Source organism: Bacteroides sp. 3_1_13, assembly GCF_001185845.1.
Lineage (GTDB): Bacteria > Bacteroidota > Bacteroidia > Bacteroidales > Bacteroidaceae > Bacteroides > Bacteroides xylanisolvens.
Window position 1 is genome coordinate 870245 of the sequence record NZ_KQ236956.1, and the last position, 16210, is coordinate 886454.

Consider the following 16210-nt stretch of genomic DNA (forward strand, 5'->3'; position numbering starts at 1 on the left):
CGAACTTACTTGATTTAATTCCGGACTGTCTGATCTAATCTATAGGACTACTTGATTTTATTTCAGACTTCCGGGGTTTTATATTGAAGTACCTTATTTAGGGATATTCCTAAAATAATAAAATTTAAGGCAACTAATTCATTGCGAGTTAGTTGCCTTTTTTGTATCTTTAAGCATTCCCCCCAAAAAACGGTTTGACGGCCAAAACGGGGGTAATTAAAAATAAAAACACATGGTAAAGATACAAAAAATCTCAGAAATCGAACCTTGTTTAGGTTTTACTGAGTTCGATATGCTTAAAAAATATCGTCAAAGTTTTGCAACGAGTGAATTAGGTCGCCTCCATTCTCTGTTCCCTTTCTCGGAACTGGCCCGACAAATGCATTTGAAGTCCTCTCCTTTTGGGCGTAAAAGTTATTTTTCTCCCGAAGGTAAAATAGCCTTGATGGTCTTGAAGTCCTATACCAACTTTTCCGATGCACAACTGATTGAGCATTTAAACGGTAATATTCATTACCAGTTATTTTGTGGTGTTCAGATTGATCCGCTTCATCCACTAACCAATCCTAAAATCGTTAGTGCAATTCGTCAGGAACTAGCGGATCGCCTTGACGTTGAGTCCCTCCAGCTCATTCTTGCCGAGCATTGGACACCTTATCTTGAGAACCTTCATGTCTGTATGACCGATGCCACCTGTTATGAAAGTCATCTGCGTTTCCCTACTGATACCAAACTCTTATGGGAAGGTATTGTATGGCTTCATCGTCATCTGTGCAAACATTGCCAGACCTTGCACATACAACGTCCCCGTAACAAGTATCTTGATGTACGCCGTGCCTATCTTGCTTATAGCAAACTGCGTAAACGCAAGAAATCACAGACTCGTATGATTACACGAAGGTTACTTCAGTTATTGGAAAAGTTACTTGACCAGCTGGAGCTGCTTCATTCATCCTACAGGAACAGGCTTACACTATCCTCTGATTACCAAAGACGTTTCTCGGTCATACAGACAGTCCTTGAGCAAGGGAAGAATTTATTTGCAGGCAAAAAAGTGTCCAACCGTATCGTGAGTATCGACCGGCATTACCTTCGCCCCATTATCAGAGGCAAGGAAACCAAATCCGTTGAATTCGGAGCCAAAGTCAACAATATACAGATAGACGGAATCTCCTTTATAGAACATATCTCCTTTAAGGCTTTTAACGAAGGAGTACGTTTGAAAGACTGTATTCATCTGCAACAACAACTGACCGGGGTTAGGGTTAAGGCGCTTGCGGCGGATTCAATCTATGCCAATAATGCCAACCGGAAATTTTGTACAAAATATCATATAAGTACTTCCTTTAAGCGTAAGGGCAGAGCTGCCAAAGATGAGCCGCTTCGGAAAATCTTACGGTCGGAACTCAGCCGTGAAAGAGCTACCCGCCTGGAAGGAAGTTTTGGAACGCAGAAACAACATTACTCACTGGCCAGGATAAAAGCTAGAAACAGGAAAACGGAAGTACTTTGGATTTTCTTTGGGATACATACAGCCAATGCGGTATGTATGATAGAAAAGGTCGAAAAGAAAAAAAGAAAGGCAGCATAATCTAACTAAAATAACAGGAAAAACAGGAGAGGTTTTAACTTCCCCTAAAAAAGACATGTACATAATGCATGGGTGGGAAGGAAAAAATAAGAATATGTAAACAATATTCTACAAAAAAGATAGAAGACTGGGAGAGTTGAACGAAAAAATCAAGAGAAAAGCTCACGTAAAGCAAAGCTTTTCTCTTGATTTTTTAGAAAGAGGAACATTTACTGAATATCCCTATTTAATAAGGCGCATTTCGTCCTTGTTGTACTTCGATTCGTATTCCGAAATTACCATTTGCCGATTTCAGTTCGAATGCTCCCCGGAAATTATTTCTTTCCCAAGGCATAGCGCTGCGGTTAGGCACCCGCCAGCCATCCTTATCATAATCTCCGTAGGTATTGATTCTCATTCCGTTTTTCAGTTTGAAAGACCCCATCTGCATAAACTGTGGAGAAGAGGACAATCCCCAACCATATCCGTAGCCAAAGCCAGAAAAACCAGAGAAAGAAGACGAAGAAAAAGAGTCAGTGAATCCTTGCGAATAAGTAACGTCTGTATTTAAACGAAAGAGCTGATTATAATCTTTCGTCATATTAGGCATCTCTAAATTAAACTTGGGAAGTTCGGGAGTTGCTACATTCATTAACCCCATATCCAGCAGAAAGCCACCAAACTCTTTAATATTGGTGGATGGAGCACGACGAATACTATCGGAAGGAATTTCCGACTGTGCGGATGCAAAACCGACCGATAATATCAGCGAAAGAAATAGAATCAGTTTTTTCATCTTCGTAAAGGTTGATTTACCACAAAGATAGAGATTTTCAGCCTGACTATTCGCTTCCGTTATGTTTTCTTAGAAAAAAACTATCTTTTCAGTTTAATAACCGGATAAAGGACAGGGCTCGTTTCCCATTTCCTTTTCATCGGGTTGTACGAACGTTCCATGCCACCATGAAGTTCGATATAATCATTGAACTTAATCTCAAGAACCATGCCATAACCACTTTGCGGATATATAGGTGTGAGATAGCCCTGTGACGCATTCCGCTCACCATTCACAGAATATTCGCCGAAAGCCCGGATGCGCAGAAAGTCATTGATGCGATAAGCAGCCGAACCGGTAAAACCAAAATCGTTTCTGGCACCATGCTGGAAAGAAGGCATTGTATATTTGGCACCGAACACCCCACCCGAAAACTCCCATCGGTCATTGGGAGTATACGTATAAATGGCACCCGCCTGAATATGCGTTCCCATGGTAGGATAAGTGTTATATAAACTATACGTACTTAAATAGCTGTTTGCATTAATCCCGAATATATCCGAACGATTATAGTCACGACTGAAAGGATCGAAAGAAGTTCCCAATCTGGGAGCCGGCCAGGGAACATCAATAAATTCGGGAGGAGATATATGAAGCGTCATGCTATCCGCTTGAATGGTTGCTTTCCTGTCGTTTGGCGCTACATTCATATCGGGTAAGACAAAACCATCCTTATCCATATTTAATAGCTGTTTTTGCTCCGGTGGCAGATGAACCGCGCGGCCGATGCTATCCTTTTTCACTTCCACCTGTTGCGCAAATGCGGTATAGGTACAAAGTAAAAACATAAATCCTGTGAGAAGATGTCTTTTATTCATGGCACTTTGCGGTTTTAAGGGTTCAGTTGACAATCAGTTTATAGCCGATTCCACGCACGTTCACAATACGTATCTGTTCATCTTGCGAGAGTTTATGCCGTAATTTGGTAATGAACACATGCAGGCTTCGGGAGTTGAAAAAACTGTCATCACCCCAAAGCTCAAGCAAGACATCTTGCGTGTTGACTATCTGGTTCCGGTTCTGGCAAAGTCGTTTCAGGATTTCCGCTTCACGATGGGAGAGTTCCTGTTTCACTCCTGCGTGCAATAAAGTCTGTGCCACAGGATCAAACAGATAACTCCCTATCTCAAAACGGTTTCCTACCTTATTCTCTGTAAAGAGATAAGCTTTTCCCACCAATGCTTTGATACGGATAATCAGTTCCTGTATACCGAACGGTTTTTTCAGATAATCATTTGCTCCGAGTTCAAACCCCTCTACCACATCATTGATGGCCGAGCGGGCAGTCAGGAATAAGACAGGAGTTTGTTTATCCGTTTGGCGGATTCGGCGTACCATTTCAAAGCCATCCATTTTCGGCATCATCACATCAGCCACAAGTACATCCGGATGAAGTTCGAAGAAGAGATTTAATCCCTCTTCGCCGTCACTTGCCGTATGAATGATAAAATCATTTTCTTCAAGTGTATCTTTGATAATCATGGCGAGCGTCTGTTCGTCTTCTACCAGTAATACTGTGATTTTGTTTTTACTCATGATTTTACAGGTTTATAAAGTAATGGTAAAAGTACTTCCTTTGTCCGGTTCACTTTTTACGGTGATAGTCCCTCCATGTTTCTCGACCATACTCTTGACATAAAAAAGCCCTAGTCCGTACCCTTTTATATTATGAAGGTTTCCCGTCGGGACCCGGTAGAATTTATCAAATATATGCTTTTGCTTATCAAGCGGAATCCCGATTCCCCGGTCATTAACGCTGATCGTCACTGTTTCCCCAGTCTGCTGGCAGTAAATAGACAGTTCGGCTTCCTCCTTCGAGTACTTCACCGCATTATCTATCAGGTTACTGATGATGTTGCTGAAATGCGTACGGTCGGCTACAATAACAAGCGTTTCCGGTTTCATATCCAATGAGATATGTACAGGTTTGTCCGCCTTTAGCTGATGCTGCTCTACAAGCGGGGTAATCAGCTCTTTCAAGTTGATTTCTTCCGGATGCAGACGGAACGTTTTGCGACGTTCCATTCCCATGGATAAAATCTGTTCCACCAATCCGCTAAGTCTTTGCAACTGCTCCTGACTGATGCGCAGATACTGGTCGCGTTTACTTTTCTCTTCCGCCTGATTAAAGTTCAGTAATGCATCATTAGCCGCATAGGCCACAGCAATGGGAGTCTTTAACTCATGCGTGATATTATTGGTAAAATCGCTTTTCATTTCGTCCAGCGTTTTCTGTTTCAAGAGCGTCCGGATAAGGAACCAGAAAGAAAATCCGAGAATCAGAAGAATCACAAAGGAAGTGACCAGAATACCGGTCATCTGTTTCAACACCAATGAGTCGATCGGCTCGAATATCAGTTGGTAGCGTTGGCTGCGATGCCGGTTAAATTCATAGTCAAAGCGGATTGCTTTAGGACTGGGGATATAACTGCTATCTCCTGCCATGCCTAATGTATCTATATATATAATGGAAGAATCGGCACGGGTTCCGGTATAAATCAGAAGAGTGTGATGAGGAATAGAAAGATGATGCTCCTTCATCACGTGGGTGAGCAAACTGTCATATCGTTGCAGGTTTACATCTATATAGGTGTCCACCCCCGAATGAATCCCCTGCTGGATACTGATTAACAGCTCCTTTAGCGAATCTTGTTTTTTTAATAACACATCCAGTCCGCTTTCACTACTTGCAACAGCTTCCGGATCATTACCAACGGTTTTTACCGTATCCACGTTTGTTTCCGTCCGGGAGTGTATCGTATCCTGACGGGTGCTATCCGTATAAGAAATCGTTTGTTGAGTCACTAATGAATGACCGTCTGCGTCATATCCAGCGGACACTGTTACCGAACCATGTTCCACATTATCTTTTTGCAAATCATTTATCCGGAGCACGACTTCATTGAAGTCACTTGTGCGCATCGCATCCCTGATATTGCTCTCCATTTCCGATTTCATCGTCCGGTAAAGCCCTGTCAACCAATAAGCTTGGTAGACGAAGATTCCGATTAGCGAGCATATAACCAGAATGACGATATGTTTTAGCGGTAATTTCATACTGACAAAGATAATAGGAAACTATTCTTATCCTTCTCTTTGATAAGACTAAATAACACTAGATAAGTCAGCGATAACGCAATTTTCCGTTTTTTCTACCGTATTTTGCCGTATACAAAAATAAATACGATATGAAACGGATTAATTTATTATTGATATCTCTTCTATGTGGGTGTATACACGCCACCGCGCAAGTAGAACAACCGTTACAGGAACCTGCCGATAGTGTGAAAAATGTAGGCTATATGGATAGCCTGTTCCAAGAATTGCCCGAAGTGATGATTATGGGTGAACGCCCGATAGTGAAAGCGGAGCAAGGTAAACTCGTGTATGATGTGCCGAGATTGGTAGGCAACCTGCCTGTGGATAATGCCTATGATATTTTAAAAAATCTTCCGGGCATAGTCAATATGAACGGTAGCCTGACATTAGGAGGACAAAGTGTTACCGTTGTCATCAACGGAAAAGTGACCACTCTGTCTGCCGAACAATTGGATGCTTTATTAAAATCGATTCCTGTCAGCCGAATTGAAAAGGCAGAAGTGATGTATTCTGCTCCGGCACGTTATCAGGTGCGCGGACCAATGATTAACCTGATACTGGCACCCGGCACAGGACAAGCATCTTCTCTTCAGGGAGAACTCTATACAGCTTTCAATCAACATCATTACGAATCTTTGGCAGAACGTGGAAGCCTTCTGTACTCCGGACGTAAATTCTCTGCAGATCTTCTTTACTCTTACTCGTATGATCGCGACCGAAGAATCACGGAGAAAGAAGCGCTTCACACGTTGGCCGACGGTTCGGTACATCAGATGGATATGGATGATATCATGACTTCCCGTACCAACAGTCATCAGGTACGTCTCGGAATGGATTACTCCCTCGCCGAAGATCATCTGTTAAGCCTGGTCTATACAACCGCCTTTACCGATTCCAAACATTATGCCGTAGCTACCGGGGCACAGAACTCCGTTACCGATTCGCAGGGAGACAGCCAGCTCCATAATGTGAAGCTGGACTATCAAACCCCTTTCGGACTGAAAGCAGGTGCAGCATTTACTTACTACCATTCTCCCGGCAGCCAGTTATTATATAGTACGTTGGGAACGGAAACGATGAATTTCTTAAGCCGGGATAAACAACAAATCAACCAATGGCGTTTTTATGCCGGGCAAGAACATAACTTAGGCAAAGGATGGGGATTGAATTATGGTATAGCTTACACAACCGCTTTGGACCATAGTTACCAAAAATATTATGATCCTGAAACAGACCACCTGTTGCCGGATAATAACATGGACTCCCGCCGTCGCGAACAAACTCTGAATGTCTATGCAGGACTTAGCAAGAACTTTGGCGATAAACTCTCGGCCGATGTTTCCTTGGCAGCAGAGCAATATCATACAGATATCTGGAATGAATGGAGCCTCTATCCGGTAGCCAATCTGACTTATATGCCCACTGCCGGACATGTCCTGCAACTCTCATTGAGTAGTGACAAGGAATATCCTGAATACTGGAGCGTACAAAACGCTATTTCTTACATGGGAGCTTATTCTGAAATTCAAGGCAATCCTTATCTCAAACCTGCAACGAACTATGAAGCGACCTTCAATTATATCCTGAAAAGCAAATACGTCTTTTCCGTCTTTTATAGTTATACAAAAAACAACGAAATGCAAACCCTTTACCAATCACCGGAACGCTTGGTGGAGATTTACAAATTCTTCAATTTTGATTTTTCATCGCAGGCCGGATTAATGATGACAGTTCCTTTCAAGGTGAAAAAATGGCTGGACTCCCGTATAACAGCCATCGGCTTTCGCTATCGCCAGAAAGACAGTGATTTCTGGGACATCCCGTTTGACCGCAAACTCTATACATTCGTGTTGACGATGAACAATACCTTTACCCTTTCCACCAAACCCGATTTAAAACTCACCTTGACCGGATTCTATCAAAATAAAGCCATACAAGGAATTTTTGATCTTCCCCGTTCGGGAAACCTGGATGCGGCGCTTCGTTACACCTTTGCGAAAGGAAAAGCGCAACTGACGTTGAAGTGTGACGATATATTCAATACCTCTACCATTTCAACACAAGTCCGTTACGGATTGCAGAATGTGAAGAACCACTATATGCGGACCACCCGCACGTTCGGCGTTTCGTTTAACTATAAATTCGGAGGATACAAAGAGAAGAAGAGGGAAGAGGTCGATACCTCCCGCTTTAAATAAATGCTAATTTATTTTTAGACATAAGAGCGAGAAATATTTCAGACATAAGAACAAAAGAACATAAATGCTGCGCTTTGAAAATTATTTCTGTTGCTTATTTAACTGCTATTTTATTTTTTGTTCTTATGTTCTTCTGTCTGAATTAAATTCCCATTTATAAAATGAACTACTTAGTTCATTCTTTTGATGCTTTCCATGTTTGGGCATATTCTTCCAACACACGTTTGATACTTTGTCCGATTTTCACATAATCGGCCTCATTCAAATTAGCCAGTGACACACGCACACTCCATTTCGGTCCGGCAAAGCCACCGCCATTCAACAGCACGAGTGAAGTTTCGTTTGCCAGACGGAAAACCACATCCAGCGGATTGTATGTCTTTTGCAGATAAGCAACGAAGTCATCTCCGTAGAATTTCTTCGCCCATACCAGCATATCAATCTCCGAATAATATCCGGCACGCAGCGGATCCTCTACCAGTGTGAACCCCGTGTTATCCCACAACGCATGCAGGCGTCGATGAATAATTTCCTGCATCTTGGTTTTATAACTGTCTTCTTTATCCAGAAGCGAGAAGATGGCAAACAAACTCATCTGCATTTGTTGAGGCAGAGAAAGCCCTGCGGTATGATTCAGCGCAATCTGCCGGCTGTCAGCCACCATGCGGTCGATAAATTTCATTTTTTCCGGTTGCAGGCTAAGACTGGAATAACGTTTGTTCAATATTGATTTCTGCTCCTCCGACAGGCGGGCAATCATTTTGTCGTAGATGTTGTCTTCGTGTAAAGCAATCACTGCGGTTCTCCATCCCGTAGCTCCGAAATATTTGGAGAACGAATAAACGCAAAGCGTATTGTGTGGCAATTCTGCCATCAATGAACGGAAATGAGGGATAAACGTTCCATACACATCATCCGTAATAATCATCAGGTTCGGATTGTCATTCTTCACAATGTTGATGATACGTTCGGTAGTCTCCCTGCTAAGTGCGTAACTGGGCGGATTACTCGGATTGGTGATAAATAGCGCTTTGATCCGCGGGTCTTTCAACTTGTCTATATCTTCATCCTTATACTGCCAGGTGTGCAATCCGTCAGGAGTCATCTGGTCGGCGGAAATTTCGGTAACGTCAAACTGATAGCGTCGCAATTCCGGGATTTCTATATAAGGAGTGAACACGGGAATCATCAAAGCAATGGCATCTCCCTGATTCAACAGTAAATTCTCTTGCAAAGAATCGAACAGATAACACATGGCTGCCGTACCTCCTTCGGTGGCGAAAAGATCAAAAGTCCCTTTCGGTGGACGGCGGTCACACATCTCTTGTGCCAAGTAATCCTGCACGATTAACTCTGTAAAATGTAAAATACGGTCGGGCACAGGATACTGGTCGCCGATGACCGATTCCGCCCATTCGTGAATCAGCGTATCCGGATCGGCAGCATGCTCCATCAACATATAATTGTAGCCCTCTTTCAGCAGATTAGCCCCCGGAGCTTTTTCATTCTCTTTTAGGAAAGCCTCGAAACGGGCGGCTATTCCAGCCTTTTGCGGAATACCTGCTATTCCTTCTTCCAGTGAAAACGCATGGCGACATTCGCAAAGTCCGAATTGTCCCAACAGAAAAAATGCTTCGCGTGGTTCGGTAGCAATCCAGTTCGGATTACCTCTTCCTGCATTCAGCATGGTATGTGCTATTTTCTTAATACTTTCGTCTGCCATATCGATCAGTTTGTTTTTCAGCTCGAACGGGCTGATCGTTTCCATTTTCTTGGCATAACTTTTCGTAATGGCAGGGTTATTTGTTTTCTTTTCCATAATGATATTTATTTATATAGTTTTACATAAGCAACACGATGACGACTCCCCAGATAATCAGTAGCGTATTGCCGACTGCATACGTCACTGTATACCCTAATGCAGGTGTATCACTTTCCACTGCATCTTGAATAGCTCCCAGTGCCGCTGTTGTGGTACGTGCTCCTGCCGTACATCCCAATGAAAGGGCAGGGTGGAACTTGAACAGGTATCTCGCCATCAGCAATCCTGCTAGAAGAGGGATGGCGGTTGCCAGTGCACCGACAATAAACAGACTGATTCCGACTTCCTTGAATCCGGCTATAAAACTGGGACCTGCAGCAATGCCGACCACTGCGATAAACATATTCAGCCCTACATTATTCAATACCCATAAAGAGGGTTCGGGGATACCTCCGAAAGTAGGATGCTTGCTGCGTAACCAACCGAACAGAAGTCCGGCAATCAATGCACCGCCACTGGTAGAAAGACTGATAGGAACACCTCCCAGATGGATAGCCAGTGCGCCGAAGAGACCACCGAGCAAAATGCCCAGGCCGACGAAAATCATATCCGTCTGATTGGTCGGACGGTCAATGTAACCCATTTGTTTGGCAGCGCCTTCCACTTCATGTTTAAGACCGGTGAGCTCGAGAATATCTCCCGAATCCACAACTGTTTTGGATAATACCGGAACATTGATTCCGGCACGCTTGATGTTACGGATACTGACTCCGTGCATAAATTTCTGTGCCCGGATTTTGGCTACCGTTTCCCCGGCAAACGTCCGGTGAGTCACCATTACGGGAAGAGTTTCCGCCGGAAAATCCAATAATTGTGCGTCGATCACTTCCGGACCGATCCAGTCTTCTTCTCCGATTACAAACTCACGGCGTCCGCTTAGTACTACTTCGTCGTTTTTGTGAAGAATCAGGTTCGGATTGACATCTTTCACCACTCCTCTTTGACGAATCCGCTCTACAAACAGCCGTTTATCATTCTTGCATAAATATGTTTCGAGTTCACTGACTTTCTTTCCTTTGCCGAACCATTCATTGGTGATTTTATAGGCACGGAATACCACCGGGCGAAGAGCCGGGGAAAATCCGGGTTCATCAGCTTCCGATGTTCCCATTTGAGCCTCCAGTTCTTTGCAGTCAGCTTTCACCTTATCCAGTCCGCCCAGCATTTTAGGGCCGAGAGAAGCCAGAATCCATGCAGAACCGGCTGTACCGAAGATATAAGTTACAGCGTAAGCTACCGGAATCGCATTGATGAATGTTGCTTTTTGCTCATCGCTGATTCCCAATTGGTTGATTGTATCGCTTGCCACGCCGATCACGGCGGATATGGTCTGTGAGCCTGCCAAAAGTCCGGCAGCTTCCCCTACATGGTATCCCATGATTTTGGCGAGTATCCACGGTGCCACCAGGCTGACAATACACATCAGTACAGCGAATCCCACCTGTGGCAGCCCATCCTTTTTCAATCCGCGGAAAAACTGCGGACCTACCTTATAGCCGACGGCAAACAGGAAAAGCAGAAAGAACACAGCTTTCATCGGGCCATCCACAGTGATATTCAGTTGCCCGACCAACACTCCGACTAGCAGAACACTGGTGACTGTCCCCAATGAGAATTTCCCTATTTTGAGTCTGCCCAGCCAGAATCCGGCAAAGAGCGTCAGGAAAATAGCAAGTTCAGGGTGTACCCTTAGTTGATTAATAATCCATTCCATAATTAAGTTGTTGTTTTAGGTTATGTCATTTACAACAGTTATTGCGTGAAAAGAGTTTATAGTGTTTATGATAAATAGATATATAAATATCCGATGAACTTTAAATTTCTCTATTTCGCTTTTTTGTTATACTTTTGTTCTTTCAAAAATAAAACTAATCATATTCTGTATGAAATCAGACATAGAAATTGCTCGCAGCATTGAGCTGAAGAAGATTAAGCAAGTTGCCGAAAGTGTCGGAATTCCTCGCGAGGAAGTGGAGAATTATGGCCGCTACATCGCAAAGATCCCTGAACAACTGATTGATGAAGAGAAAGTGAAGAAAAGCAATCTCATCCTGGTCACTGCTATCACGGCAACCAAAGCGGGCATTGGCAAAACTACCGTATCTATCGGTCTTGCTTTGGGACTGAATAAAATTGGAAAGAATGCGATTGTCGCTCTTCGTGAACCGTCTCTCGGTCCTTGTTTCGGAATGAAGGGAGGAGCGGCCGGTGGAGGATATGCACAAGTGCTTCCGATGGATAAGATTAACCTTCATTTCACAGGGGATTTTCACGCCATCACCTCTGCTCATAACATGATTTCGGCTTTGCTCGACAATTATCTCTATCAGAACCAGGCAAAAGGTTTCGGATTGAAAGAAATCCTTTGGCGGAGAGTGCTTGATGTGAACGACCGTTCGTTGCGCAGCATCGTTGTCGGTCTCGGACCTAAATCCAATGGGATTACCCAAGAGTCCGGTTTCGATATTACTCCTGCTTCGGAAATTATGGCGATTCTTTGTCTTTCCAAAGATGTGAGTGATTTGCGTCGTCGTATCGAAAACATCCTGTTGGGCTTCACTTATGATGACCAGCCTTTTACCGTAAAAGATCTGGGAGTGGCAGGAGCTATCACTGTGTTGCTGAAAGATGCCATCCATCCTAATCTGGTGCAGACTACGGAAGGAACCGCTGCTTTTGTACACGGCGGTCCGTTCGCTAATATTGCGCATGGTTGTAACTCTATTCTGGCCACTAAATTGGCAATGTCTTTCGGCGATTATGTAATCACAGAAGCCGGATTCGGTGCTGATCTTGGTGCAGAGAAGTTCTACAATATCAAGTGCCGCAAGAGTGGACTCCAACCGCGTCTCACGGTGATTGTCGCTACGGCACAAGGATTGAAGATGCACGGAGGTGTCAGTCTCGACCGTATCAAAGAACCGAATATGGAAGGACTGAAAGAAGGATTGCGTAATCTGGACAAACATGTTCGTAATCTTCGTTCATTCGGTCAGACGGTTATTGTAGCTTTCAATAAGTTTGCGTCCGACACCGATGAAGAAATGGAATTGCTGCGTGAGCATTGCGAACAGTTGGGAGTCGGTTTTGCTATCAACAATGCGTTCAGTGAAGGAGGAGAGGGGGCAGTAGACATGGCCCGCCTGGTGGTAGATACAATCGAAAATAATCCGTCCGAACCTTTGCGTTATACATATAAGGAAGAAGATAATATACAGCAGAAGATTGAAAAGGTGGCTACTAATATTTACGGAGCCAGTGTAATTACTTACAGCAGTATTGCACGCAACCGTATCAAACTGATCGAGAAAATGGGCATCACTCATTACCCGGTTTGTATTGCTAAAACACAGTATTCATTCTCTGCCGACCCTAAGATTTATGGTGCGGTGAACAACTTCGAGTTCCATATTAAAGATATTGTAATCAATAACGGAGCTGAAATGATTGTAGCCATTGCCGGAGAAATTCTTCGTATGCCGGGATTGCCTAAAGAACCGCAAGCATTGCATATCGATATTGTGGATGGAGAAATAGAAGGATTGAGCTGATATACACTTAAAGAACACTTGTTCTGGCGCTATGCCGGTAAAAATAAATCCCCGTCTTTCCCTATAAAATGAATGTGGAAAGACGGGGATGACTGTATATAGAGTCCAGTGTGCTTCTCTTTTCTCTTCATGCACACTGTACGGTTGAATTCGTACTTGTTGTGGGTGATATATGACATCATATATTTCTTTTATAGTAAGAAAAACGAAATTCCGGAAAGATGGTTCGAACGGGACCGTTAATAAATAAAAAAAGGCCTGCTCCTTTCGTAAAGAGCAGACCTTAAATGGGATTAAGCTAATAACAGTTTACAATTACTAGCTTTAAAATTGTGTTTTAGTAAGCGAAAAGAGGATATTTTTTCATTGTCTCATTGACGCGTGCACGTACTTGTGCAATAACTTCCTCATTTTCTACGTTAGACAATACAGTTTCGATCATTTCTGCAATTTCGAGCATCAAGTCTTCTTTTGCACCACGAGTTGTGATAGCAGGAGTACCTAAACGGATACCGGAAGTCTGGAAAGCCGAACGGCTGTCGAACGGAACCATGTTCTTGTTAACGGTAATATCAGCAGAAACCAATGCTTTTTCTGCCACTTTACCTGTCAGATCAGGATATTTGCTACGCAGGTCGACCAACATAGAGTGGTTGTCTGTACCACCGGAAACGATGGTAAAGCCACGGTCGATCAAAGCCTGTGCAAGTACGGCAGCATTCTTCTGTACTTGTTTAGCATATTCCTTAAATTCAGGTTGCAGGATTTCACCGAAAGCAACTGCTTTAGCAGCAATTACATGTTCCAACGGTCCGCCTTGGATACCCGGGAAAACGGCAGAATCCAGTAATTGAGACATCATCTTGATCTCACCTTTCGGAGTTTTCTTACCCCATGGATTGGGGAAATCCTTACCCATCATGATGACACCACCACGAGGTCCGCGAAGTGTTTTATGTGTAGTAGAAGTGACGATATGTGCATATTTAACCGGATTTTCGAGCACTCCGGCAGCAATCAGACCGGCAGGATGAGCCATGTCGATCATCAGGATAGCGCCTACTTTGTCAGCGATTTCACGCATACGTTTGTAATCCCATTCACGAGAGTATGCAGAACCACCACCGATAATCATTTTTGGTTTCTCACGAAGAGCGACTTCTTCCATCTGGTCGTAATCAACGCGTCCTGTTTCCTGATTCAAGTTATATTCGCAAGGAGTATAGATGATACCGGAAGTGTTCACTAATGAACCGTGAGACAGGTGTCCGCCGTGTGCCAGATTTAATCCCATGAATTTGTCGCCCGGATTCAGAACAGCAAGGAAAACAGCAGCATTAGCTTGTGCTCCCGAGTGTGGCTGTACATTTGCCCATTCAGCGCCGAAAATTTCTTTCAGGCGGTCGATAGCGATTTGTTCGCTTTGGTCTACTACTTCGCAACCTCCGTAGTAACGTTTGCCGGGATAACCTTCTGCGTACTTGTTAGTCAGGCAAGAACCCATTGCCTGCATTACCTGGTCACTCACAAAGTTTTCTGATGCAATCAGCTCGATTCCTTTCAACTGACGTTGATGCTCTTTTTCGATGATGTCGAAAATGATGTCGTCTCTTTTCATTCTTTTATAAGTAAGATTAAATTTCTAATTCGAGATACCTATTTTAAGCGCACAAAGTTAATGAAAATAAATAAAGAATGAAGGAACAGTAAGAAAAATGTTAGTAAAAAGCGGGATTTAATGATATTTTATTCTTAAAGAATGAATCCCAGTGAAAAACTTAACGCGCTGTCACGGCGACGGAAAATAATGTTGCTCACACCCGTACTGCCGTCGGAGTTGATATTGTCATAAATGATAGACTTGGAGATGTTTCCTATACCTTGTTCGTAGCGGAAATCGAAGAAGATACGTGAGATGTTGACACCTACGCCAATCACTGCGCTGACATTGAACGGATACAACTTTTCGTGAATACCCTTTTGGTCGAAATTCTTAAAAGTGATTTCATTGTGCTTTCCCCATAGGTAGCGAAGCTTGGGACCTGCGAAGATAGACATTCCGTAAGGTCCTTTTTTCACTACGTTATATCCATATAGAACGGGAAAATCGACACTGTGCAACACCGATTGCACCGAAGCGTAATCAGGCTCGATGGCAGGATGCTGGGAACCGAGTTTGTCGAAAGTAATCTCACATTTGCTTACATTATACGACACTTCAGGCTGAATGAAATGCTTTTTCATATTGATGCGCATGAAGAGAGCACCGAAATAACCAATCTTATAGTTATTCTGCACCTCATCGATAGTTACATCTTTAATTTTCAGTTCAGACACCATGAACATGGAAGAGTTGAAGCCCGCTTTGATACCGATATTTATTTTTTTTGTGTTGGGACGGTCTACTCTGTCTGCGTTATAATTCTGTCCGACAACCGGGCTGCCGGCTGCAACTAATAAACCTAAAAAAATGAATTTACGCAGCATATTCATGACAGTATCGTTCCTTTTATGATTTTTTCTTTTCTACACTCCAACCGAACTTACCGATTTTCTCTCCCAAATTGTAATATCCTCCGTGCACATATACCAGCGGATTAGCTTCCGCCAGTTCCAGCTTTCCGGTTTCGGGGTTCAGGTTCCGTTCATCGGCACGCACATTTACCACGTCGGCAATAAACATATCATGTGAACCAAGAGAGATGATTTCTTTTACACGACATTCAATGCAAAGGGGTGATTCTTCAATCAGCGGGGCACTGACTACCGTACACTGTCCGGGTGTCAGTTTCATCTCTTCGAATTTATGATAATCACGTCCCGAACGAACTCCGCACCAGTCGGTGGCAAAAGCCATGTCTTTGGTTGTCAGGTTGATGACAAACTCCATATTTTTTTTGATAATATCGTATGAATGGCGTTCCGGACGTACGGATATGTAACACATGGGCGGGTTCGTGCAAATCGTACCCGTCCATGCTACTGTGAACATATTATATTCGCTTTCCTCTTTTCCGCAACTGACTAGTACAGCCGGCAGCGGATAAATCATCGTTCCTGGTTTCCAGTCCTGTTTCATAGTTGTCATTTTTTACCACAGATTACACAGATTCACACAGATATAGATATTATTAT

At 43.4% G+C, this 16210-nt stretch carries 12 protein-coding genes; 3 read left to right on the forward strand and 9 right to left on the reverse strand.

From position 1 onward, the window contains the following. Positions 1–232: 232 nt before the first annotated feature. Positions 233–1591: a transposase gene (locus HMPREF9009_RS16035; RefSeq protein WP_008022065.1), complete on the forward strand. Its 1359-nt coding sequence runs from the start codon at positions 233–235 to the stop codon at positions 1589–1591. Positions 1592–1817: 226 nt separating this feature from the next. Here the strand turns inward: HMPREF9009_RS16035 and HMPREF9009_RS16040 are convergent, their stop codons facing one another. The 4 genes from HMPREF9009_RS16040 to HMPREF9009_RS16055 form a co-directional block, all read right to left on the reverse strand. Next, on the reverse strand, positions 1818–2366 hold the full coding sequence (locus HMPREF9009_RS16040; protein ID WP_008022582.1) for a hypothetical protein: 549 nt from the start codon (positions 2364–2366) through the stop codon (positions 1818–1820). Between the two features lie 80 nt (positions 2367–2446). Further along, positions 2447–3223 carry a hypothetical protein gene (locus HMPREF9009_RS16045; RefSeq protein ID WP_049702693.1) on the reverse strand — a complete coding sequence of 259 codons (777 nt, stop codon included), beginning with the start codon at positions 3221–3223 and terminating at the stop codon, positions 2447–2449. 22 nt (positions 3224–3245) lie between these two features. Continuing rightward, positions 3246–3941 (reverse strand): response regulator transcription factor, encoded by a 696-nt coding sequence (locus HMPREF9009_RS16050; protein ID WP_049702694.1) that lies wholly within the window; start codon positions 3939–3941, stop codon positions 3246–3248. Positions 3942–3953: 12 nt separating this feature from the next. Then, complete coding sequence (locus tag HMPREF9009_RS16055; RefSeq protein WP_049702695.1) at positions 3954–5462, reverse strand: ATP-binding protein; 1509 nt, start codon at positions 5460–5462, stop codon at positions 3954–3956. Between the two features lie 131 nt (positions 5463–5593). Between HMPREF9009_RS16055 and HMPREF9009_RS16060 the strand changes: the two genes are divergently transcribed. Beyond that, positions 5594–7702 carry an outer membrane beta-barrel family protein gene (locus tag HMPREF9009_RS16060; RefSeq protein ID WP_049702696.1) on the forward strand — a complete coding sequence of 703 codons (2109 nt, stop codon included), beginning with the start codon at positions 5594–5596 and terminating at the stop codon, positions 7700–7702. Between the two features lie 175 nt (positions 7703–7877). Here the strand turns inward: HMPREF9009_RS16060 and aspD are convergent, their stop codons facing one another. Next, entirely contained in the window at positions 7878–9521 is a 1644-nt protein-coding gene (gene aspD, locus HMPREF9009_RS16065; protein ID WP_049702697.1) for an aspartate 4-decarboxylase, read from the reverse strand. 22 nt (positions 9522–9543) lie between these two features. Further along, entirely contained in the window at positions 9544–11238 is a 1695-nt protein-coding gene (aspT, locus tag HMPREF9009_RS16070; RefSeq protein ID WP_049702698.1) for an aspartate-alanine antiporter, read from the reverse strand. Positions 11239–11407: 169 nt separating this feature from the next. On the opposite strand from aspT, the gene HMPREF9009_RS16075 reads away from it, so the two are divergent. Beyond that, on the forward strand, positions 11408–13075 hold the full coding sequence (locus tag HMPREF9009_RS16075) for a formate--tetrahydrofolate ligase (RefSeq protein WP_004315284.1): 1668 nt from the start codon (positions 11408–11410) through the stop codon (positions 13073–13075). Positions 13076–13412: 337 nt separating this feature from the next. Here HMPREF9009_RS16075 and glyA read toward each other — a convergent pair whose 3' ends face one another. The 3 genes from glyA to HMPREF9009_RS16090 all read right to left on the reverse strand — a co-directional run bounded on the left by glyA (position 13413) and on the right by HMPREF9009_RS16090 (position 16154). Then, a complete protein-coding gene (gene glyA, locus HMPREF9009_RS16080) occupies positions 13413–14693 on the reverse strand; it encodes a serine hydroxymethyltransferase (protein ID WP_004303451.1) in 1281 nt (426 codons plus the stop codon). Positions 14694–14827: 134 nt separating this feature from the next. Continuing rightward, positions 14828–15568 carry a porin family protein gene (locus tag HMPREF9009_RS16085; protein ID WP_049702699.1) on the reverse strand — a complete coding sequence of 247 codons (741 nt, stop codon included), beginning with the start codon at positions 15566–15568 and terminating at the stop codon, positions 14828–14830. 16 nt (positions 15569–15584) lie between these two features. Further along, positions 15585–16154 (reverse strand): flavin reductase family protein, encoded by a 570-nt coding sequence (locus HMPREF9009_RS16090; protein WP_004303449.1) that lies wholly within the window; start codon positions 16152–16154, stop codon positions 15585–15587. Between the last annotated feature and the right edge of the window lie 56 nt (positions 16155–16210).